Source organism: Acinetobacter sp. UBA3461 (genome assembly GCF_002381195.1).
In the GTDB taxonomy this organism is placed as follows: Bacteria; Pseudomonadota; Gammaproteobacteria; order Pseudomonadales; family Moraxellaceae; genus Acinetobacter; species Acinetobacter schindleri.
Map to the genome: position 1 here is coordinate 23,209 of NZ_DFRO01000002.1, position 21,024 is coordinate 44,232.

The 21,024-nt window shown below is 42.8% G+C and carries 22 protein-coding genes; 13 read left to right on the forward strand and 9 right to left on the reverse strand.

The window, feature by feature from the left end; all coding sequences use genetic code 11:
- The first annotated feature begins 6 nt into the window (after positions 1–6).
- The 3 genes from B3D47_RS00160 to ychF all read left to right on the forward strand — a co-directional run bounded on the left by B3D47_RS00160 (position 7) and on the right by ychF (position 2,920).
- The gene (locus B3D47_RS00160) at positions 7–1,077 is read left to right on the forward strand and encodes a methionine ABC transporter ATP-binding protein (RefSeq protein ID WP_166136197.1); all 1,071 of its coding nucleotides are present in this window, start codon (positions 7–9) and stop codon (positions 1,075–1,077) included.
- Positions 1,058–1,717: a methionine ABC transporter permease gene (locus B3D47_RS00165; protein ID WP_163169519.1), complete on the forward strand. Its 660-nt coding sequence runs from the start codon at positions 1,058–1,060 to the stop codon at positions 1,715–1,717. The genes B3D47_RS00160 and B3D47_RS00165 overlap by 20 nt, the downstream gene beginning before the upstream one ends.
- Before the next feature lie 111 nt (positions 1,718–1,828).
- Entirely contained in the window at positions 1,829–2,920 is a 1,092-nt protein-coding gene (gene ychF / locus B3D47_RS00170) for a redox-regulated ATPase YchF (protein WP_286859272.1), read from the forward strand.
- 57 nt (positions 2,921–2,977) lie between these two features.
- Here the strand turns inward: ychF and B3D47_RS00175 are convergent, their stop codons facing one another.
- Positions 2,978–3,523 (reverse strand): DUF962 domain-containing protein, encoded by a 546-nt coding sequence (locus B3D47_RS00175; RefSeq protein WP_163165655.1) that lies wholly within the window; start codon positions 3,521–3,523, stop codon positions 2,978–2,980.
- 102 nt (positions 3,524–3,625) lie between these two features.
- On the opposite strand from B3D47_RS00175, the gene B3D47_RS00180 reads away from it, so the two are divergent.
- Complete coding sequence (locus tag B3D47_RS00180; protein ID WP_004892645.1) at positions 3,626–4,321, forward strand: Crp/Fnr family transcriptional regulator; 696 nt, start codon at positions 3,626–3,628, stop codon at positions 4,319–4,321.
- 68 nt (positions 4,322–4,389) lie between these two features.
- On the opposite strand, the gene B3D47_RS00185 is transcribed toward B3D47_RS00180, so the two are convergent.
- Entirely contained in the window at positions 4,390–4,875 is a 486-nt protein-coding gene (locus B3D47_RS00185; RefSeq protein WP_004892643.1) for a hypothetical protein, read from the reverse strand.
- Between the two features lie 105 nt (positions 4,876–4,980).
- Between B3D47_RS00185 and B3D47_RS00190 the strand changes: the two genes are divergently transcribed.
- From B3D47_RS00190 to dapC, 5 genes are all read left to right on the forward strand, one after another.
- Positions 4,981–5,733: an AzlC family ABC transporter permease gene (locus B3D47_RS00190; protein WP_262478636.1), complete on the forward strand. Its 753-nt coding sequence runs from the start codon at positions 4,981–4,983 to the stop codon at positions 5,731–5,733.
- Positions 5,730–6,077: an L-valine transporter subunit YgaH gene (ygaH, locus tag B3D47_RS00195; protein WP_005222633.1), complete on the forward strand. Its 348-nt coding sequence runs from the start codon at positions 5,730–5,732 to the stop codon at positions 6,075–6,077. Before B3D47_RS00190 ends, ygaH begins: the two co-directional genes overlap by 4 nt.
- Before the next feature lie 507 nt (positions 6,078–6,584).
- Positions 6,585–7,799: a formate-dependent phosphoribosylglycinamide formyltransferase gene (gene purT, locus B3D47_RS00200; protein WP_286859279.1), complete on the forward strand. Its 1,215-nt coding sequence runs from the start codon at positions 6,585–6,587 to the stop codon at positions 7,797–7,799.
- Positions 7,800–7,826: 27 nt separating this feature from the next.
- The gene (gene glnD / locus B3D47_RS00205; RefSeq protein ID WP_004815450.1) at positions 7,827–10,499 is read left to right on the forward strand and encodes a [protein-PII] uridylyltransferase; all 2,673 of its coding nucleotides are present in this window, start codon (positions 7,827–7,829) and stop codon (positions 10,497–10,499) included.
- Between the two features lie 17 nt (positions 10,500–10,516).
- Positions 10,517–11,686: a succinyldiaminopimelate transaminase gene (gene dapC, locus B3D47_RS00210; RefSeq protein ID WP_163171149.1), complete on the forward strand. Its 1,170-nt coding sequence runs from the start codon at positions 10,517–10,519 to the stop codon at positions 11,684–11,686.
- A 31-nt stretch (positions 11,687–11,717) separates the two neighbouring features.
- On the opposite strand, the gene B3D47_RS00215 is transcribed toward dapC, so the two are convergent.
- Genes B3D47_RS00215 through msrB form a run of 3 tightly spaced genes read right to left on the reverse strand, consistent with a single transcriptional unit; the run spans position 11,718 to position 13,115 of the window.
- Positions 11,718–12,278, reverse strand: a complete 561-nt coding sequence (locus B3D47_RS00215; RefSeq protein WP_286859284.1) for an energy transducer TonB — start codon at positions 12,276–12,278, stop codon at positions 11,718–11,720.
- Complete coding sequence (locus tag B3D47_RS00220) at positions 12,223–12,699, reverse strand: glutathione peroxidase (protein ID WP_163165641.1); 477 nt, start codon at positions 12,697–12,699, stop codon at positions 12,223–12,225. Before B3D47_RS00220 ends, B3D47_RS00215 begins: the two co-directional genes overlap by 56 nt.
- A complete protein-coding gene (gene msrB, locus B3D47_RS00225) occupies positions 12,696–13,115 on the reverse strand; it encodes a peptide-methionine (R)-S-oxide reductase MsrB (protein ID WP_004815441.1) in 420 nt (139 codons plus the stop codon). Before msrB ends, B3D47_RS00220 begins: the two co-directional genes overlap by 4 nt.
- Positions 13,116–13,344: 229 nt before the next feature.
- Here msrB and B3D47_RS00230 point away from each other — a divergent pair, with 229 nt between their 5' ends.
- Positions 13,345–14,775, forward strand: a complete 1,431-nt coding sequence (locus B3D47_RS00230; protein ID WP_253170794.1) for a pyridoxal phosphate-dependent aminotransferase — start codon at positions 13,345–13,347, stop codon at positions 14,773–14,775.
- Between the two features lie 41 nt (positions 14,776–14,816).
- Here the strand turns inward: B3D47_RS00230 and B3D47_RS00235 are convergent, their stop codons facing one another.
- The 3 genes from B3D47_RS00235 to B3D47_RS00245 form a co-directional block, all read right to left on the reverse strand.
- Positions 14,817–16,805: an acyltransferase family protein gene (locus B3D47_RS00235; RefSeq protein ID WP_286859290.1), complete on the reverse strand. Its 1,989-nt coding sequence runs from the start codon at positions 16,803–16,805 to the stop codon at positions 14,817–14,819.
- A 92-nt stretch (positions 16,806–16,897) separates the two neighbouring features.
- Complete coding sequence (locus tag B3D47_RS00240) at positions 16,898–17,443, reverse strand: M23 family metallopeptidase (RefSeq protein WP_163171145.1); 546 nt, start codon at positions 17,441–17,443, stop codon at positions 16,898–16,900.
- Positions 17,444–17,618: 175 nt separating this feature from the next.
- Positions 17,619–17,753: a hypothetical protein gene (locus tag B3D47_RS00245; RefSeq protein ID WP_004892608.1), complete on the reverse strand. Its 135-nt coding sequence runs from the start codon at positions 17,751–17,753 to the stop codon at positions 17,619–17,621.
- Between the two features lie 433 nt (positions 17,754–18,186).
- Here B3D47_RS00245 and B3D47_RS00250 point away from each other — a divergent pair, with 433 nt between their 5' ends.
- The 3 genes from B3D47_RS00250 to uraH all read left to right on the forward strand — a co-directional run bounded on the left by B3D47_RS00250 (position 18,187) and on the right by uraH (position 20,269).
- Positions 18,187–18,732 (forward strand): exonuclease domain-containing protein, encoded by a 546-nt coding sequence (locus tag B3D47_RS00250; RefSeq protein WP_286859294.1) that lies wholly within the window; start codon positions 18,187–18,189, stop codon positions 18,730–18,732.
- A gap of 232 nt (positions 18,733–18,964) precedes the next feature.
- Positions 18,965–19,756 carry a pseudouridine synthase gene (locus B3D47_RS00255; protein WP_004815429.1) on the forward strand — a complete coding sequence of 264 codons (792 nt, stop codon included), beginning with the start codon at positions 18,965–18,967 and terminating at the stop codon, positions 19,754–19,756.
- 117 nt (positions 19,757–19,873) lie between these two features.
- A complete protein-coding gene (gene uraH, locus B3D47_RS00260; RefSeq protein WP_163171143.1) occupies positions 19,874–20,269 on the forward strand; it encodes a hydroxyisourate hydrolase in 396 nt (131 codons plus the stop codon).
- Here uraH and B3D47_RS00265 read toward each other — a convergent pair.
- The gene (locus B3D47_RS00265) at positions 20,249–20,992 is read right to left on the reverse strand and encodes a hypothetical protein (protein ID WP_228722235.1); all 744 of its coding nucleotides are present in this window, start codon (positions 20,990–20,992) and stop codon (positions 20,249–20,251) included. The two genes, uraH and B3D47_RS00265, sit on opposite strands and share 21 nt — an antisense overlap.
- Positions 20,993–21,024: the final 32 nt, after the last annotated feature.

A 21,024-nucleotide genomic window follows, 5' to 3' on the forward strand; every position in this document is an offset into this window, starting at 1 on the left:
AATACTATGGTGAGTTTTGGTTCTCAGGTGGCGTTTTCCGTCCCACATATCAAAATCCGTGACCTGAATAAATACTATGAGGTACAAGGCAAATCGGTACATGCCTTGAAAAACATCAATCTGGATATTCCTGAAGGCAAGATCTTCGGGATTATCGGGAAAAGTGGTGCGGGGAAATCCTCGCTGCTACGTACCCTAAATGGTCTGGAACAGATCAGCGAAGGTCATATCCATATCCATCAGCAGGATTTGGCTGGCTTAACCCATGCTGAACTGATCCAGCTTCGTCAGCGTATTGGCATGATTTTTCAGCACTTCAACCTGATGTCTGCCAAAACCGTCTGGGAAAATGTAGCTCTGCCTTTAAAAGTTGCAAATTATAAAAAATCAGACATTGATGCGCGTGTAAACGAAGTGCTGCAACTGGTCGGCTTAAGCGATAAGGCTCAGAACTACCCTTCTCAGCTATCCGGTGGCCAAAAACAGCGTGTCGGTATTGCCCGCGCGCTGGTGCATCACCCGGAAATTCTACTCTGTGATGAAGCCACTTCTGCACTGGATCCGGAAAGTACCTCAGTGGTGCTGTCTTTACTGAAAGAAATCAACCAGAAACTCGGCATCACTATTGTACTAATCACCCATGAAATGCAGGTCATTCGTGAAATCTGCGATCAAGTCGTCGTGATTGAAAAAGGTGAAATTGTTGAAGCGGGTGAAGTCTGGTCAGTGTTTTCCAATCCACAGCAGCAGATTACCCAGGAACTGCTGAATCTGGAACAGCTGGAACTGCCATTTTCGATCAGTCCTGAAGTGACAACAGATACCACGCATAGCATTATCAAACTGCGCTATGCCTCTAGTGTTCAGTATTCCCCAGATTTGAAAGTGATTTTCGAACAGTTCGAGCATCCGGTGCATCTCTATCAAAGTCATATCGACAGCATCCAGAATCATCTGGTCGGTAGCCTGATTGTCGCAGTTGCCGATCTAAATCTGGATACTGACTTACTTCAGCAAAAACTAAAACAACACATTGCACAGATTGAGGTGATTGGCTATGCACGACCAACTCATTGATTTATTACTAACAGGAACCACCGATACCCTCATCATGGTTGGTGTATCCGCAATCGTTGCCTTTCTGATTGGTTTACCGATGGCAGTAGTACTGGTCAGTACATCTGAACACGGGATCTATCCATCCAAACCCATTAATCAGGCTCTGGGCTGGATTGTAAATATTACCCGTTCGGTGCCTTTCCTGATTTTAATGGTCGCTTTAATTCCCCTTACCCGCTGGATTGTAGGCACCAGCTATGGCGTCTGGGCAGCAGTTGTACCTTTAACGTTGGCCGCGACTCCTTTCTTTGCGCGTATTGCTGAAGTGAGTTTACGTGAAGTCGATCAGGGACTGATTGAAGCGGCTCAAGCGATTGGCTGTAACCGTAAGCAAATTATCTGGTATGTGCTATTACCTGAAGCTTTACCAGGGATTGTGGCCGGTTTTACCGTCACTTTGGTGACCATGATTAACTCATCAGCAATTGCCGGTGCTATTGGTGCCGGTGGTCTGGGCGACATTGCCTACCGTTATGGCTATCAGCGTTTTGACATGCAGATCATGCTGGCGGTGATTGTGGTGCTGGTGATTCTGGTCATGCTGGTTCAGGCCACTGGTGACACCCTATCGAATCAGCTCGATAAACGTAAAATTTAAAAACATCTATTTCATAAGTTTTCAACAAAGCACCCAGCCATGACCTGACTTTGTCATGGCTTTCATGTAAAATCACTGGCAATTTTTATATAACGCTTTGTGAGTTATTTCATGGGTTTTAATTGTGGTATTGTAGGCCTGCCTAACGTTGGTAAATCTACGCTTTTCAATGCATTAACTAAAGCTGCAATTGCTGCGGAAAACTTCCCATTCTGTACGATTGAACCAAACACCGGTATCGTGCCTGTACCAGATCCACGCTTGGATAAACTTGCTGAAATCGTAAAACCACAACGCGTGGTACCAACTACCATGGAATTTGTGGACATCGCGGGTCTGGTTGCTGGTGCATCTAAAGGCGAAGGTCTGGGTAACCAGTTCCTGGCGAATATCCGTGAAACTGATGCAATTGCTCATGTTGTTCGTTGTTTCGAAGATGAAAACGTGATTCACGTCAACGGTAAAATTGATCCGCTTGATGACATCGCAACGATTAACACTGAACTTGCTCTAGCTGACCTTGAAACTGTGACTAAAGCAGTGACTCGTCTGGCGAAGTCTGCAAAAGGTGGCGATAAAGAAGCTGTAGCCACTAAAGCCGTTCTTGAAAAAATCCTACCTTTGCTTGATGAAGGCAAACCTGCCCGTGCAGCAAATCTGGATGATGACGAACGTAAACTGGTACGTGGCTTTGGTTTGTTAACGCTTAAACCAACGATGTACATCGCTAACGTGGCAGAAGACGGTTTTGAAAATAACCCGCACCTCGATGCGGTACGTGAACTGGCAGCTGCTGAAAATGCAATCGTGGTTCCGCTTTGCAACCAGATCGAAGCTGAAATTTCATTGCTTGAAGATGAAGACCGTGCTGAGTTCCTGGAAGCAATGGGTATGGAAGAGCCAGGTCTGAACGTGGTGATCCGCGCAGGTTATTCACTGCTTGGCCTACAAACTTACTTCACTGCCGGTGTACAGGAAGTTCGCGCCTGGACGGTTAAAGTCGGCGCTACTGCGCCTCAGGCAGCGGGTGTCATTCACACTGACTTCGAAAAAGGCTTCATCCGTGCAGAATGTATTGCTTACGAGGACTTCGTACAGTACAACGGCGAAGCTGGCGCCAAAGAAGCAGGTAAATGGCGTCTGGAAGGTAAAACTTATATCGTTCAGGACGGCGATGTTCTGCACTTCCGCTTCAACGTATAAGTTGAAGATAAAAATGCCTCGATAATTCGGGGCATTTTTTATGTATTTTAAAAAGGATTAATCAGCTGCTATTTCCGCATATGAGGTGTCTTGTTCCATTAGCAAGCGTTGCTTACGTGCTTCAAGTAACATTTTTGCTTCTAGTTCCTTGCGAAAGCCGAACAGGAAAATTAATTCCGCAAGAACAAATAAAGGTCCGATCGCCAGGCCAATCAGATCATCCATAAATGCCGGTTTTTTCTTTTCGTAGAAATGACCTACAAACTGGAATGCCCATCCAATGGCGAAAATTCCAACGCTGGTACTCAGCCAGGTTCCAGTATCCCACTGTGCCACATTATAGGCATAAGGATAAACAAACATAAAAATGAAGGCCATGATCAATGCAAAAAATACATCAATAGTTAAATAATAAAGAATTGAAACAATGAGAAGTCCCAAGGCGAGAGTCACCTCAAAGCCGGACATCATCAGTGATACACGTGCAGTAAGACAAATAATGGAAAAAACAATTAATGGGACCCCAATAAAATGTGTCATGACATTCTTACGGTCTAAATGATAAGCTGCATACTGGCTTAATAGTCGTTCTACTCTGGTCATATTATTCTTCCTTGACTGGCCATAGAATTTGACTATAGCGCAACAATAAAAGATAAGTTGTCAGCTGGACGACAACTCATAAAACTTGGAGCAATAAAGCGAGTGGAAGAAAAACATCTTGTTGAATTAGAAAAAAATTCCTGGTTCTCAAAATTACCTTCTCATTTCCAGAACGTCCTGCTGAAACATGCAGTTACCTTATCCGTCGATAAAGACCAGACCGTATTTTATTCAGGTGATGTGTTTGATGGAATTTATGCTGTGTTAGAAGGTGCAATTGGTTTAGGGTCTATCAATATTGAGGGTAAAGAGGCAGTTTCTGCAATTGTGGAACCCATTGTCTGGTTTGGTGAAATATCATTGGTAGATGAACAGCCGCGTTCTCATCACGCCATCGCCTGCAAGAAATCCCTGCTCTTGCATATTCCCGCGCAATTTATTTATAAGCTGGTGGCTGAACACCCTGCATTCTGGTTTCACATCTCCCAGCTCATGAGCCAGAAATTACGTTATGTGTTTCTGGAATTATTTTCTATTCAGACCCAAACCATGCAACAACGCCTAGCGCAGCGTTTACTGTTTATTTTGCAAGGCTATGGCAATCACCTGGTCATTAAAAACCGTACCATTCAGTTGTCGCAGGAACAATTGTCACAAATGCTGATGTGTTCCCGCCAGACTATTAATCAGGAACTGCAACAGCTGGAAAAAATGAATATCCTGAAAATTGCCTTTAAACAGATTGAAATTCTGGATGTGCAACGACTACATCAATTGACTGGCGTCCCGCTCCACTGATTCCGAACCAAGAAAATCAAAAAGGCTGAGCATATGACTCAGCCTTTTTGATACGAATAAAATATCGATCAGCTTGCGACACCCACCTGTTTCGGATCAGTATTGCCCAGTTGTGGATGAGCAATTGCACTTTCACACTGTTTTTTGTCACGTTCATAATCGGCTTGCTTCTGTGCCAGACTATTCCCATCTTCAAGTGTGGTACGTGCCCAGATTTCCAGACTGGTTAAAGCCTTACGACATAATGCATATTTTCCTTCAGTCACGGAATCAGTCATTTTCACATTAATGCGCCAATCCGTGCTCAACTTGCGTGCAGGCTGACGAACGCGTTTTTCAATCTGATCAATCTGCTTGTTGTAGACCAGCGGATCTACTTCATTCATAAATGTCCAAGCTTCATGGGCATAAGTGGTCGCATCATTGCTCAGTTTCGGGGCTGGCTTAATTTCCGGTGCTTGATTGCCTGAACCCTCATTTCCGCATGCCTGTAACAACAATGCTGTGCTGACTAAAGCAACACTCAATATATAACGTGTCTTGAACATGAACATTATCAGGCTCGCCATCTTAAACAATTCGGCACTATGCTATTAAATTCACGTACAATACTCAATTACCATTTGACCCCTTGTTCAACTCTCCCTCCAAGGTGTGCTGTGTCCGAACTGAATCAACACGCTGTAAAACCTGCCAGTTTTTGGCAAGGTGCCAAAGACAGCCAGGCGATTATTTTTACCTATTTGCCCGTTTCTTTTGCCTTTGGGGTTTCTGCGACCCAATTTGGCTTTACCGCATGGGAAGCATTATTCCTGTCTTGCTCCATGTATGCAGGTGCCAGTCAATTCCTGGTTGTTGCACTCTTAGGGAGTGGCACCTCCATTTGGATGACTGCATTAACCGTGATTGCTCTGGATATCCGTCATCTACTTTATGGCCCTGCGCTACAGAATTTGATTCAGGATCGGCTCAATTTGAAAAAAACCGCAGTCTGGGCTTGGGGACTCACAGATGAGGTATTTGCCTCTGGCATGATCAAACTGTCGCAACGGCGTCAGGAATGGTCTGAATCGTGGATGCTGGGGTTGAGTTTATTCAGCTGGCTGTCCTGGGCAACAGGTTCTTTTCTGGGTGGCTTATTTGCAGATCAGGTCAGCAACTTACCGCAATTTTTACAGGCTGCTTTAGACTTTCTGTTACCTGCGCTATTCCTAAGCTTCCTGCTAGCAGCCTTTGAGAAGAAACATACTTTTGTTGTCGCTGTGACGATTGTCGTATCAGCCATAGCCTGCTACATAATCGACCTGTCTGCTGCAATCTTTATCGGCATCAGTTCCGGTATTCTGGCAGGCCTGTTCAAGCACTATGTACTCAAACGTCCCGATCCTGAGCATATGGGAGAAGAACTATGAATTTAGAAATTATTCTGGTTGGTATTCTGGTCGGAATTGCCAATTTCGCTTCCCGTTTCGGACCTTTTTTTGTGATTCAGAAATCGCAGCAAGGTTCACAAAAGCGTGGTGCGCTGTGGTTGAAAATTGCCTTAGGTGCGATTGGAATTTCTGCAATTAGCTCAATGTTGGTCGTGGCGACACTACCGCCTTTGCTGGAAACTCCCGATAAAAGTGTGGCGATGCTGGCCGGTTTTATTGTATTAACAGTGCTGTATTTCAAGTTTAAACGCATTGTGATGGCCACTTTGACGGCTGCCCTCACCTATGGCCTGATTTATACTTACCTGCCGATTCATTTTTAAAGATTAAATCAATGAATATAAGAGGCTTATGCTACGTTCCGGTATAAGCTTCTTTTAATGATAATAAGAAAATTGGCATGCTTGAGCCAAAACAGATTATTAAAGGAAGATCTTTATTCATCAGCGCTGGGGTGAAGCATTACAATATTCTCGAAACTGTTTCCCTGCCGGATTTCGAATGCTTTACTCAGTCTTTTCTATTGGCTTGGTTCTTCCCTTTGCTGCTCCCTATCTTTATTAGCAACCCAATCAAACCATGAAACCCCTACCTTAGCTGGAATTAAGTCCGGGGGGTAGATTCTGAAAATGAAAAAACTGAATCCGCAAAATCATATTTATTATTTAGATCCTCAAATCGATCCGGTGAAAGTATCCTTCTGATTTCTTAATCTAAATTTTGCGAACTTTATAAATAAAATTGTTGGTCAATATCACAATTTTATATGAAACTTGGCTTATCTCCGCAGAGAGTTCTGCTATGCTAAAAGCCCATAAAATCAAGCATGGATGATTTACATGAGCGTGACGATTGGTACCCCATTACAGGCTTCTGCCTTCAAGGTTTTATTACTGGGTTCAGGCGAACTGGGCAAGGAAGTGGTGATTTCCCTGCAACGGTTAGGTGTCGAGGTTCACGCAGCTGACCGCTATGACCATGCACCTGCCATGCAAGTTGCCCATCAGTCGCATACCTTGAATATGGCTGATCCAGCAGAGCTCAGACAGCTGATTGTTCAGGTGAAACCAAATCTGATTGTTCCAGAAATTGAAGCGATTGCCACTCAGGTGCTGGTTGAAATTGAAGAGCAGAATATCGCAACAGTAATTCCATCCGCGAAAGCAGTGAATCTGACCATGAACCGTGAAGGCATCCGTCGTCTGGCCGCTGAAGAACTGGGCCTGCCAACATCTGCTTACCGTTTTGCCGATACTTTAGAATCTTTCCGTGCCGCTTGTGATGATATTGGTTATCCAAACTTTGTGAAGCCTGTGATGTCCTCTTCAGGAAAAGGGCAATCTCGCGTAAAAAGCTTCGATGAAGTTGATGCTGCCTGGGAATATGCGCAAACGGGTGGTCGTGTAAATCAAGGTACCGTCATTGTTGAGTCACAGATTGATTTTGATTTTGAAATCACCCTGCTGACTGTTCGTGCCAAAAATTCGAAAACAGGTGAAATCGAAACCTCTTATTGCGACCCGATTGGTCACCGTCAGGATTCTGGGGACTATGTTGAAAGCTGGCAACCTCAGTCAATGACACCTGCTGCATTGGAAGAAGCCAAGCGAATTGCCAATAAAGTAACCGTTGCGCTCGGTGGTTGCGGTATTTTTGGGGTAGAACTCTTTGTCAAAGGCGATAAAGTATGGTTTAGTGAAGTGTCACCACGTCCACACGACACCGGCTTAGTCACTTTAGCTTCCCAGTTCCAAAGTGAATTTGAGTTGCATGCGCGTGCAATCCTGGGCCTTCCGGTAAATACCACTCGTCATAGCGTTGCAGCCAGTGCTGTGATTTACGCCGGTGTAGATGATCAGAATCTTTCTTATTCTGGTCTGGATCTTGCTTTAGCAGATGGCAATACAGACTTGCGCCTGTTTGGCAAGCCTGAAGGCTTCAAACGACGTCGTATGGGTGTAGCAACTGCACGTGCTGAAACAACAGATCAGGCACGTGAACTTGCGCAACAGGTGGCTCAACAAGTCAGTGTCAACCAAAACTAAGCTGAAAAACGAAACGGACGACTGTTCATGATCAATACCCTGCCATTGCTGAATTACACCAAAAGTAACCATGACATTAAAGCTATTAACGAATGGCGCAGTGATGTCGAGCACCAGCTGCAGGAATGTTTTGAAAATGGTGAGTCGATCCGTGACATTATTCTGACCCGATCAAATCTGATTGATGAAGCGCTACAGTTCCTGTGGAAACATGCTGAACTCGATCAGACTGATCTGGGTCTATTTGCTGTCGGTGGCTACGGCCGCCGCGAAATGCTACCCTATTCTGATGTCGACATCATGATCCTGTCAGAAGATGAAATTACGTCTGAACAGGAACAGTTGATTTCGACCTTTATTTCATCCTTATGGGATGTTGGCAATTTCAAGCCAGGTATTAGCGTCCGCACCATTAGTGAATGTGTCAATCAGGCCAGCAGTGACCTGACTGTAGCCACGACCCTGATTGAGTCCCGTCTGATTACCGGTAATGAAAGCCTGGCCAAATGGCCACGTCGTATCGTGTCTCAATCCTGGACCGACAAGACCTTTTTTGATGCGAAAATGGAAGAACAGCATAAACGCTATGCTCAACATAACAATACCGAAAGTAATCTCGAACCAGACATTAAAAATGCCCCCGGCGGTATTCGTGATATTAACCAGATCGGCTGGATTGCCAAACGCCATTTTCGCGTAAACCGTATTTATGATCTGGTACATCTTGGTTTTATTTCAGAATTTGAACTGGCCGTTTTAGAAGAAGCCGAAAGCTTCCTCTGGGAAATCCGTCATCATCTGCATCGCATTACCAAACGCGATGAAAACCGCCTGTTATTCGACTATCAGCGTGATATCGCCGCGAAGTTCGGCTATGTACGTGAAGAAGGCCAACCGCAGAACTATCCGATTGAACAGTTTATGAAGCGCTATTACCGCAATGCCCAGCAGGTATCGACGCTGAACGAAATGCTGTTGGCTTATTTTAATGAATCGGTAATTACCCCGCGTCTGCCAAACTATGAGCGTAACATCGAAGAAATTAACCAGAACTTTAAACTGGTTGATGGCAAACTTGCGGTACAGCACCATAAAACTTTCTCGGAAAATCCAAGCGCGATTCTGGAAATTTTTTATCTTCTGGCAAACCGTCCGGAGATTGAAGGCATCCGTGCCCGTACTTTGCGTCTATTAACGCTCGCAGCAAAACGGATTGATCAGGATTATCGCAATAATCCCGTTCATCAAGCGCTGTTCATGGCGATTATCCGTTCACCACATCGTTTATATGAAACCTTGGTAGCAATGAAACGCTACGGCGTATTAGGGAATTATATTCCGGCCTTTGGCCAGATTATGGGGCTGATGCAGTATGACCTGTTCCATATCTATACCGTAGATGCGCATACCCTACTGCTATTACGCAACCTGAACCGCTTTAAAGAACCGGAATTCGCCAAAGAATTCCCAGTAGTCAGTTCAGTGTTCCAGCGTCTGGCCCGTCGTGACATCGTCTATCTGGCTGCCCTGTTCCATGACATTGCCAAAGGTCGTGGTGGTGACCATAGCGAACTCGGTGCCACTGATGCGATTGCATTTTGCCGCACGCATGGCTTTACCGAGCGTGAATGCAATCTGGTTGCATGGCTGATTCAGAATCACCTCATCATGTCAGTGACTTCACAGAAAAAAGATATTTCTGATCCGGATGTGGTCCGTGAATTCGCAGAACAAATGGGTGATATGGAGCACCTGGACTATCTGTATACCCTGACCGTTGCCGACATTAATGCCACCAATCCCAAACTGTGGAATACCTGGCGTGCATCTTTAATGCGTCAGCTATATACGCATGCGCGCGATGTGATCCGTTCTGGTCTGGGTCGTCCGGTGGACTATCAGATGCTGATTGAAGACACCAAGTTTGCTGCCAGCGAACTACTGGTACAGGACTTCTCTTTATATGATGTGGAAACCATCTGGCAGGAACTCGGTGATGACTACTTCCTGAAAGAATCGCCAGATGAAATCGCTTGGCATACTCGTGCCATTTTACAGCATGGTGATAATTCTGAACCGCTGGTGCTGATGCGTCCGCATCGTAAATATGCGCAAGATGCAGTGCAAATCTTTATTTATACGCAAGATAAACCAAATCTGTTTGCCACCACAGTGGCCGTTCTGGACCGCATGGACCTGGATGTACAGGATGCGCGGATTATCACGGCGACCAAGGCGTTCAGTCTGGACACTTATGTCGTGCTTGACCGTTTCGGTACACTCCTCACCGATCCGGAACGCGAGCTGAAAGTGATTGATGCACTTAAAGATGCTTTAAGCCACTCCGATAAATATCCAGGCCTGATGCAGCGCCGTATTCCACGTCAGCTTCGTCATTTTGATATTGAAAATACGGTAGATATCAGCCTGAACCCTGTTTTGAACCAGAATATGGTGGAAATTGCCACGCTCGACCAACCGGGTCTACTTGCCAAAGTAGGCGGATTATTTATGATGCGTGGTCTGGATATCCATTCTGCTAAAATTGCCACACTTGGCGAACGTGCCGAAGACATTTTCTTTGTCACCAAAAAAGATGGCATGCCGTTGAACCCTGAAGAATCTTCTGAATTTGCCTCTGCGTTAAAAGCAGCGCTGGATGAAGCCTCTAATCAGGTCAACAGTCAACACTCACATTAAAACGCGGTAACTCATTCATGAACTCTAGCTTGTCTTTATTGCATCCTTATCCATTTGAAAAGTTGAATAAGCTTTTTGCGGATATTAAGCCTGCGAATATGCCACTCATTCCCCTATCGATTGGTGAACCAAAGCATCCAGCTCCTGAGTTCGTGAAACAGGCGATTATTGATAATTTCCAGCACCTTTCGACTTATCCAAACTCGAAAGGTTTACCTGAACTGCGTACCAGTATCGCCAACTGGCTGACTCGCCGTTTTAAACTGAACAGCATTAGCACAGACAGCAATATCTTGCCAGTATCGGGTACCCGTGAAGCAATCTTCTCTTTTGTACAGGCCCTGATTAATCGTGAAGATGCACCTTATGTGGTGATGCCAAATCCTTTTTATCAGATTTATGAAGGTGCAACGCTACTTGCAGGTGCAAAACCGTACTTTATCAACTGCACTGAGGAAAATAATTATCTTGGTGATTTTGATACAGTCCCTGCTGAAGTCTGGGAAAGAACCGCACTTCTATTTGTCTGTACACCGGGTAACCCGACAGGTGCAGTCCTGTCTAAAGAACAGTTTAAAAAGCTAATTGCACTTTCTGATCAATATGATTTTGTGATTGCTTCAGATGAATGCTACTCAGAGTTATGGTTTGATGAAGCCCCCATCGGTTTACTGGAAGTCTGTGCAGAAATTGGACGTGATGACTACAAAAACTGCGTAGTATTCCATTCACTCTCTAAACGCTCGAATCTTCCAGGCATGCGTTCAGGCTTTGTTGCGGGTGATGCGGATTTGCTTAAACCTTATCTGCAATATCGTACTTACCACGGTGCAGCGATGCCGGTTCAACATCAGCTGGCTTCAATTGCTGCCTGGGATGATGAAGCACATGTTGAAGAAAACCGCGTACAGTACCGTGCCAAGTTTGATCTGTTCCAGAAAGAGCTTGGTCACTTGTTGCCACTGAAAAAACCGGATGCGGGTTTCTACTACTGGTTGAAAGTAGACAATGATGAAGAATTTGCCAAATGCTTAATGCAACAGGCACATATCAAAGTACTTCCTGGCCGCTACCTGTCTCGTGATACAGAGCAAGGCAATCCAGGTGAAAACCATGTACGTCTGGCACTGGTTGCTGATCTGGCACAATGTGAACAGGTCATTGAGCGCTTAAAAGCCATTCTTTAACCTAAAATTTTTAATAAAAAATCCACTATATTTATAGTGGATTTTTTATTTCAATCTTATGTTCCAGACTATACACCAGATTGTGGTCTACACCCTTAATCGGCTCCAGCTTGGCAGCCAGCACCACTTCTTTAACTTTAGCATCGACAACTCTCAAGCCAGAACTCTGAATGATCTCAACGTCGGTAATCTGCCCTGTACTGGCGATGACCGTCATTTGCACGATTACTGTCTTGGCACGTTGCAGTTCTGCATCATTAAATCTCAGATACGGTACTTTTAGCCAGCTGACTTCATAGCCTTGCTTCGCCAGCAAATGTGGCGGCACAGCATTTTTGACAGTAGGCGGCTGATACGCTGGAACAGGCTGCTTCAGCCTTTTTAGTAATTGCCGGGTTTTTTCATCCTGTGCATAAGCAGGAGCTAAAAACAGCCCGATACATGCGCTAAATAGCAGGCTCTGAACGAGGATTCTGAATGGCATAGAATGGCTTGAAGAGAGTAAAGGCGGCCAATAACCGCCCTGAATAAGCGCCTTACAGCGCTTTTTCGATCTCAGCTTCCAGGTCTTCAGGCTTGGTGGTTGGCGCAAAACGGTTCAGTACCTTGCCATCACGCCCAATCAGGAACTTGGTAAAGTTCCATTTAATACCATTACCCAGAATCCCTTTAGAATTATTGGTCAGATAACGGAAAATTGCATGTGCTTCAGGACCTTTGACATCGATCTTGGAGAACATCGCAAATGTCACCCCATAGTTCTTCTGGCAATATGCACCAATTTGCTCATTACTGCCTGGATCCTGTCCGCCAAACTGGTTACAGGGAAAGCCTAAAACTTCCAGGCCACGATCTTTATATTTCTCGTAAAGTTTTTCCAGGCCGGCGAACTGCGGTGTGAAACCGCATTTACTTGCGGTATTCACAATTAACAGTACCTTTCCTTCATAGTCTGCAAATTGTTTGGTTTTTCCATCTAACAATTCAGCTTCAAACTGATATATGCTGGTCATGGATAAGTTTCCTCATCATTCTTTTCTTGTGTTTTTAATTCTAATGAAGCGGAGTTCACACAATAACGTAAGCCTGTTGGCTGAGGTCCATCAGTGAAAACATGCCCTAAATGTGCATCACAGTGATGGCAAACAATTTCTGTTCTGACCATACCATGAGATGTGTCTAAATGCTCTTCAATTGCAGAGCCGTTGATCGCCTTATAAAAGCTTGGCCAGCCACAGCCACTGTCATATTTGGTTTCTGAGGTAAATAAAGGTTCACCACAACAACGGCATACATAAGTACCATCTTGTTTCGTATTCCAGTATTTACCGGTAAATGCTGGCTCCGTCCCTTTTTGACGTGTAATACGGAACTCTTCAGGTGATAACTCTCTTTGCCATTCTCTGTCTGATTTACTGAGTTTTCCCATGATGACGGTCCTTTCTATCTTGCTATTTTAAATAGGATAATTCTATATTTACGTCATTCATTTTAAAAATTCTAGTGTTTGTTTAACATTTTACAAAAGACATATAATTCCCAAAAAAGCAAAAAGTAAGCAAATAAATAAAATAAAAGTAAGCATTTCGTTCATTAAATGCTTTTTTGTAAGCAATTTTAGTGGTAGGCTTGGTACTAAATTTGCTCAGGATTAAATAATGTCGCAAAAAAAAAGCGTAATTTTTAAAAACCTATTGCCGGTGATTAAACAATATCAACAGCTTGGATTTACGCATGAAAAAATTGTTGCATTACTCCGAGATGAGCACGATCTCGATCTAGTCACCACTGAGACATTTAAAAGCTATTTATATCGTTATGCAAAAGTGACCTCCACTCTTTCAGAGAACATCAAAATGCCGAACACTTTCCAAAAATCTCGCGAAATCAAAAAATCGTCTAAACTCGAGCATGTATGCTACGACATTCGCGGACCAGTGTTACGAGCGGCCAACGAGATGGAGGAAGCCGGACATAAGATCATCAAGCTGAATATCGGCAACCCTGCTCCATTTGGTTTTGAAGCACCACAAGAGATTATCAATGATGTGGCACTCAACCTGCCAAATGCGATTGGATATACCGACTCAAAAGGTATTTTCCCGGCACGTAAGGCGATCTGTCAGTACTACCAGCAAAAAGGTATTCTGGATATGCACGTCAATGATGTGTATGTGGGTAACGGCGTGTCCGAGCTGATTGTAATGGCAATGCAAGGCTTGCTGGATGACGGCGATGAAATGCTGATTCCAATGCCTGATTATCCTTTGTGGACTGCGGCAGTGAACCTGTCTGGTGGTACTGCGATTCACTATAAATGTGATGAAGAAAATTACTGGTATCCAGACATCGCAGATATGGAAAGCAAGATCACACCAAATACCCGCGGTATCGTGATCATTAACCCGAATAACCCGACAGGCTCAGTTTATCCACGTCACGTATTACAGCAAATCGTGGATCTGGCGAAAAAGCACGACCTGATTTTGTTTGCTGACGAAATTTATGACAAGATCGTTTATGACGGTATTGAGCATGTTGCCGTTGCATCACTTGCCGGTGATCAGCTATGTATCTCTTTCAATGGCCTGTCTAAAGCTTACCGTATTGCAGGTTACCGTTCTGGCTGGATGGCTATTACGGGTGATAAGTCTCGTGCAGCAGATTACATCGAAGGTCTGGATATGCTGGCATCGATGCGCCTTTGTGCCAACCATCAGGCTCAATATGCAATTCAGACTGCTCTCGGTGGTTACCAGTCAATTAATGACCTGATCCGCCCAGGTGGTCGCCTGTATGAGCAGCGCAATATTGCATGGGAAATGCTCAATGAAATTCCTGGTGTCACTTGTGTGAAACCAGAAGGTGCAATGTACTGCTTCCCGCGTCTGGATCCGGAAATTTACCCGATTGAAGATGATGAAAAACTGATGCTGGATCTGCTGCGTGCCGAGAAAGTATTGCTGGTTCAAGGTACAGGCTTTAATTGGCCAACTCCGGATCATTTCCGTGTGGTATTTCTGCCAGCAGAAAATGAATTGCGTGAAGCCATTAACCGTTTGGGCCGTTTCCTGGCAAAAATTCGTTAATAGCACCGATAAAAAAACCGCGTTTAATAACGCGGTTTTTTCTACTCATTTGCTTTTAAGTCTTTTAGTGGATTACCAAATTGTTTCAGATATTCAATCCCTAATTGGCGTGAACCCTGATCATTAATATGGTTATCATCTTTTAAGCGATATAAAGGCACATCATTCAAGATGATCTTACATACCTGCTGATCACAGATCACTTTGGTCGGATCAATGATTTTCAAATCAGGGTATTTCAGTTTGGCTTCAGCCAGAATCTGATTAAATGGTTTTAGATAAGTATCGTAGCTTTTTCTGGAAACCGTACATTGTGCATGTCGATTTAGAATTTCATTACGGATATTACAGTCTGAAGGTATCCCCTCCCAATCTAATCGTGGTACATCGTTCAGTATTACCACTTGATCACTCGCTTTGTGGGCAATTTCTAGCGCTTTCATCAAGCCCGCTTTAAAGATTTCATTATTGCGCTGATGAATCCCATCTTTAAGTTTTACCTCATCTCCAAAATATGGCGCATAAGAACCGGCTAAAATAATCATTGGATAATGGGTTTTAGACAGATGTTCGGTAAGAGCATTATTACGTTGCTCAAACTTAATGAGTTCTTCCCAACGTCCGAGCTTTAACTCAGAACGCTGCACGCCAGGCAAATAAAAAGTTGAACTCTGGGTAATATCATAACCACGTAAATTGGCATCTTTGGCCCATTCATCCAGCATTGCAGTATAGGCATTGGCATGTGAATCACCGATCAACAAGAAATCAATATCATCCTTCGTGTGCCCTAATATACAATCTTTGGGATCAGGCAAGGTTTTCGGATTCGTATCCATACACTGGCTACGAATCACATGCGCATAAGCCTGCAATGCTTCCTGCTTGATATATACGGAGGGTGGAAACCGATCAGGAAAACCTTCATTAGTTTTAATGATCTGGGCAATTACAATAAAGATAATCGCAGGAATTAAAAATCCGAGAAGAATCACCTTGTAATTGGCAGCCATTACAAAGCGTTTTAGGGGTTTTTCTGCCAACTGATAGGTAAGAAATGCCAAAAGCACTGACAGCAGGAGAATGATGATCTGATTTTCTGTATTGAGTGGCAGCATATAAATGCCAAATAACACGATAATCGGCCAGTGCCATAAATACAGCGGATATGAAATTTTTCCGATCCAGGTACTCAGTTGATTACTGAGCAACAGATTGGTAGCGGGTACAGATTGCCCCAGATAAATAATTACTGCTGTTGCCAGACACGGAATCAGCGCCATAAGACCGGGAAATGGTGTCTGTTGATCAAAATAAATCGCTGCTGCAAATAAAACAAGAACCCCAAGCCACACCAGAATTTGTAGTAATTTTTTAGGGAGTTTTGGTCGTGGCAAACAGGTAATCAATGCGCCAATCAGTAACTCAAAAGCCCGGACCGGCATGCTGTAATAGGCCTTGGCTGGATTTTGCGTGAGTTGGTACTGGGCATAAACCAGTAGAACAATAATCAATGTACTGATCATCAACCAGAGATATTTGCGTGATGCTCTGGCAAGAAATAGCCATAATATTAAAGGCCAGAAAATATAGAACTGTTCTTCCACCCCCAATGACCATAAATGCAATAGCGGCACATTTTCCACGCTCGGGCTAAAGTAATCCCCCACTTCATTGCGCATATAGAGGTTTGCAATGAGTACCGTGGCATACATGATACTCTTAAAGTATTCAGTCAGTTCACCCGGCAGCATCACCTGCCAGGCAATCAGGCTAACCACAGCAAGTACGGTAAAATATGCTGGTGCCAAACGGACCACACGTTTTTTATAGAATCGCGCAATTGAAAATTGTTGGGCCTGAATATCGCGTGTGAGAATAATGGTGATCAGATAGCCTGAAATCACAAAGAAGATATCTACGCCAATATAGCCACCAGAAAATAGTGACCAGCCTAAATGATTGAGAATAACCAGAGATACCGCAATAGCACGTAGGCCATCGATATCGGGTCTGTAGGCAATACTCATAAAAACAGGAAAAGCGGGAGATAAGCTATTTTATACCTTTCCAATTTCAGAATAAATTCTTTTAAATTTATCTTACATTACAGCTTTTATCTTCATTCCTCAGCTTTCAAATAAGGATAAGGATTAGTCGCGCCCTGCCCGCTAAAATAAATTCCATAATGCAGATGTGGTGGTGTGGTTTTAGCATTACCGGTGTTGCCCACATAGGCAATGACTTCACCAGCTTCCACCCAGTCACCTTCCTGAATATGCTCAGCATACTCCTCCAGATGTGCATAATAATGCTGGCTCAGCTCCGGTCCTGTTACCCAGATCACTTTACCACCGAGATTATTTGTTCCAATATTTCTGATGATACCCTGGGTTGCACTCAGCACAGGTGTACCTCGTTTAGCAAAGATATCAATTCCTTCATGCTTACGGCCTGCACTTCGTGAAGCACCCCAAGTATCATTGAGCTGTCTTTGGGTTATACCTTCGACTGGAATGGTTAAAGGTTGTGATAAAGTTTCTTTTCTTAATTGCCAATACAGATAAGGACTTTTCCAGCCCGCTGACTCACCAGACGGTGGTGGCTGACAGCCACTCAGAAGTATTAATACAGTAATCAGTAACAAGGAAGCGCTTAAATTCGGCACTGTAATTTCTCATTCATTCTTCTTAAAATAATCTTATTCAATTCAATCTGATTACACGTGCTGTTCTTGTAATTTTTATTGATGATTCCTTTGAAAATTATTTTTTCTCTTCTAAACAATAAAACCCTCTTATAGAGGGTTTTATCATTGATTATCACCGATTCAAAATCATGGACTATTTACGTTTTTTCGCCCGTGATGGTTTAGATTTTTGAGGTTGTTGCTGTTGCTGCTGTTGATCCTCATCCTGCATGGAATCCTTTTTGTCCTTTTGCTGAACCTGCTTATGTTTTGCCTGAGATCTAGCCATTTTTGACTCCTACTCATCTCGATCAAAAAGATTGTTTTTCTACTCTAACCACTATAAATAAATAACCAATGCAAGAGTCGTATCTAATTGCTTCAATGTAATTACATTTTAGCTAAGTTATTCTGTTTTAAGGGGACATGGTTTTTTGTAATTACAAATTTTACAGATTTTCGCAGACTGAAACATGAGATTACTCAGTGTATAATTTATATATTGAGATTTATAAATATGAAGCCAAGATTCTAGTGTCAGTTCCGACTGTAAAGATCATAGACTATGATAACTTTAACTCGGTCATTTTAACCCTGTGTTATTTATCTAAGATATTGGAAGAGTCCCTTCTCTGCCACAATAGTGATTTTAGTCTGTATGTTCAGAAAACCTGGCAAGCAAGATTAAAATTTTTACAGATAGATGAGAGTGATCAAAAAAAATGGCTAAAAAAGAAGTGTTTATTTCTGTCGATATTGAAGCTTCCGGCCCGATTCCCGGGGAATATGATTTGCTATCTATAGGCATGTGTTTTGTCGATCAACCTGAGATCCAGTTTTATTGTGAATTACAGCCTGTTTCCTTTAAAGCTGACACGAAAGCCTTGGCCGTTACCGGTTTCAATTTAGAAGATTTAACAAAAAATGGGATAGATCCCACCACTGCGATGCAGAATTGCACTGCGTGGATTGAGCAACATCTTTCCAAATCTGAAACACCAATTTTTGTCGGATTAAATGCCGGTTTTGACTGGTCTTTTATGAATTATTATTTCCATAAATTTATCGGACACAATCCTTTTGGTGTTTCCTCACTCGATATTAAATCTCTTTATATGGGTGCATTTGGCGGACGTTGGTTAGAAACACGGGCAAAGAATATTATTGAAATTTTAAAGCCACAAAGCAGAGGCAATCATAATGCATTACAGGATGCGATTTTTCAGGCTGAGCTGTTCCGTTTAATTTTAAAACAGATCCAAGTTTGATTTTGTTAACACTTATAGCTGCACTTTACCCTTTCACAAGATACTATTCACAGGTTCCACTGCCAGCGGTTTCAAAAATATTTCGAGATAAGCAACACTTTAAGGCCGTCTTCCCTCATAATACCCATATATAAATCCACCGTTTTTTAGATTTCAATGGGAGATCACGACTATCCCCACGCGAAGAAATCTGCTCATTTTCAAATTTTTGTAATTATAGAAGTCTTTTCCTATGAAAATCGTCATTCTAAATAAACCTTATGACGTCCTCTCCCAGTTTCGTAAAGACGAAGCACACATGACGATGTCTGATTTCGTAGATGATCCTACACTGCGTCTGGCAGGTCGTCTCGATATGGACTCGGAAGGTCTGGTATTCCTGACCGATCATGGTGGTTTAAACCAGTTCATTACCAATCCTGCCAATAAAAAATTCAAGACCTACCTGGTTCAGGTTGAAGGCGACGTGACTGAAGAAGCACTTGAGCAGTTACGTAAAGGTGTAGAGCTGAAAGATGGTATGACCTTACCTGCAAAAGCAATCAAGGTTCAGCAACCTGAATGGTTATGGGATCGCGATCCTCCAGTTCGTTACCGTGCTTCTGTGCCAACTTCATGGGTAGAAATTTCAATTTGTGAAGGTCGTAACCGTCAGGTACGTCGTATGACTGCTGCCGTAGGTTTCCCGACTTTACGTTTGATCCGTACCAAAATCGGTTCTATTGATCTAGTTCAATTAGGTCTGCAACCGGGTGAAACCAAAGAAATTGAACCTTTGCTTTACCCTGACTTCAAAGATGTACCCGCAGAAGAGCCATACCGTTCACGTTCTTATGTGAAAAAACCAGGTGGTACGGGCGGCAAACCACTCAATAAAAAAGTGAATAAAGACGGTACCAAGAAGAAAACCGGTACACCACGTGTTTGGCAACTGGAAGAAGGTGAAAAACCACGTCGTAAGACCAATGGTACGACACGTCCAAATACCAAAGCACCACGTGGTCGCGGACGCGGTCGTGGCTAAGTTTTAATAAAATCTATCAAGCTCACTTCGGTGGGCTTTTTTTATTACATAAATTTAATATTTTTTATTTTTCAGTCTTTTAGACTAATTATAATTATTCATTTTGCGATGGGTCTCATGAAAAAAATTATTTTTGCCTTAGCTGCGACTTCCCTTTCAACTTTTGGCTTTGCCAATCCACTCAGTGTGCATGTGCTAAATCAGGAAACAGGCCTGCCTTCTGCCAATATCACGGTAACTTTAGAAGCCCAGCAAGGTGAGAAATGGGTCAAGCTGAATGAAGCCAAAACAGATAATAATGGCCGGATTAAAGAACTATATCCCAAAGATACCAATCTGCAGAAAGGAATTTATAAAGTGACCTTTAAAACCGGTGACTGGTTTAAGACCAATAATCAATGCACCTTTTTCCTAGAAATTCCGGTTGTGTTTGTGATTGATGGTTCTTTGGAGCATTACCATATTCCACTGTTGTTAAGCTCTTATGGATATTCAACGTATCGAGGAAATTGATTCACTATTGATAATTAGCACCTTATTTTCACTCTTTATTTGAATATCAAAGTAGTGTTCCAATTGAAATTCATTTCCATAAATATCTTCAAAATTAATAAGTATTTTGTATTTAATTTCATTACATTTATTTAAAAGTTTGGCTTCATTTATTGTTAAATAAGATGCTATCCAAACACTCTGGAAATCATTTATACGGTTTAATTTTCGTATTAATTTTAGCTTATCAACCCCACCTAAAATCTCAATAAAACAGGCTTTTTCTTTACCATCATTAAAAACTCTAAACTGAAACAATGGTGCTTCTTGATATTCTATATTGGCATCTAGTGCATCAATAGAATGTGGTTTTAATCTAATTTTAGGATGAGTAAGCTCTAGTATAGGCTTCACAGATTCTTGTAGAGAATTATAGTATTTTTGCTGATCATCAACCAATCTTTTCTGCTGTTTCACACTTTCCTTCATCTCATCAATTTGAAGCTGTAATGCTTGTTCTTGTTGTTCTAACGCTTTGGTATTTTGTTCAAGTTGCTTACCTTGTTGCACATAACCAAGTACTAGCCAAAGAAATGCCACAGGCGCAAAAATACCTGCAAGAAAATCACCTAATTCATTTAAAGATATTGGACTTTTCAAATCTCCGAAAAACCAAAATATAAAAATTATGGCTAACCAGACAACCGTAATTCCCATTCCCCAATTTAAACTCTTCTTATTCATATTCACATAAAAAAACCGATGCCTAAGCACCG

Excerpts from the sequence above, each read along its gene's own strand:
- B3D47_RS00160 (WP_166136197.1), top strand. The coding sequence starts at position 7 with ATGGTGAGTTTTGGTTCTCAGGTGGCGTTTTCCGTCCCACATATCAAA.
- B3D47_RS00165 (WP_163169519.1), top strand. The coding sequence starts at position 1,058 with ATGCACGACCAACTCATTGATTTATTACTAACAGGAACCACCGATACC.
- ychF (WP_286859272.1), top strand. The coding sequence starts at position 1,829 with ATGGGTTTTAATTGTGGTATTGTAGGCCTGCCTAACGTTGGTAAATCT.
- B3D47_RS00175 (WP_163165655.1), bottom strand. The coding sequence starts at position 3,523 with ATGACCAGAGTAGAACGACTATTAAGCCAGTATGCAGCTTATCATTTA.
- B3D47_RS00185 (WP_004892643.1), bottom strand. The coding sequence starts at position 4,875 with ATGTTCATGTTCAAGACACGTTATATATTGAGTGTTGCTTTAGTCAGC.
- ygaH (WP_005222633.1), top strand. The coding sequence starts at position 5,730 with ATGAATTTAGAAATTATTCTGGTTGGTATTCTGGTCGGAATTGCCAAT.
- purT (WP_286859279.1), top strand. The coding sequence starts at position 6,585 with ATGATTTACATGAGCGTGACGATTGGTACCCCATTACAGGCTTCTGCC.
- glnD (WP_004815450.1), top strand. The coding sequence starts at position 7,827 with ATGATCAATACCCTGCCATTGCTGAATTACACCAAAAGTAACCATGAC.
- dapC (WP_163171149.1), top strand. The coding sequence starts at position 10,517 with ATGAACTCTAGCTTGTCTTTATTGCATCCTTATCCATTTGAAAAGTTG.
- B3D47_RS00220 (WP_163165641.1), bottom strand. The coding sequence starts at position 12,699 with ATGACCAGCATATATCAGTTTGAAGCTGAATTGTTAGATGGAAAAACC.
- msrB (WP_004815441.1), bottom strand. The coding sequence starts at position 13,115 with ATGGGAAAACTCAGTAAATCAGACAGAGAATGGCAAAGAGAGTTATCA.
- B3D47_RS00230 (WP_253170794.1), top strand. The coding sequence starts at position 13,345 with ATGTCGCAAAAAAAAAGCGTAATTTTTAAAAACCTATTGCCGGTGATT.
- B3D47_RS00235 (WP_286859290.1), bottom strand. The coding sequence starts at position 16,805 with ATGAGTATTGCCTACAGACCCGATATCGATGGCCTACGTGCTATTGCG.
- B3D47_RS00245 (WP_004892608.1), bottom strand. The coding sequence starts at position 17,753 with ATGGCTAGATCTCAGGCAAAACATAAGCAGGTTCAGCAAAAGGACAAA.
- B3D47_RS00250 (WP_286859294.1), top strand. The coding sequence starts at position 18,187 with ATGGCTAAAAAAGAAGTGTTTATTTCTGTCGATATTGAAGCTTCCGGC.
- B3D47_RS00255 (WP_004815429.1), top strand. The coding sequence starts at position 18,965 with ATGAAAATCGTCATTCTAAATAAACCTTATGACGTCCTCTCCCAGTTT.
- uraH (WP_163171143.1), top strand. The coding sequence starts at position 19,874 with ATGAAAAAAATTATTTTTGCCTTAGCTGCGACTTCCCTTTCAACTTTT.
- B3D47_RS00265 (WP_228722235.1), bottom strand. The coding sequence starts at position 20,992 with ATGAATAAGAAGAGTTTAAATTGGGGAATGGGAATTACGGTTGTCTGG.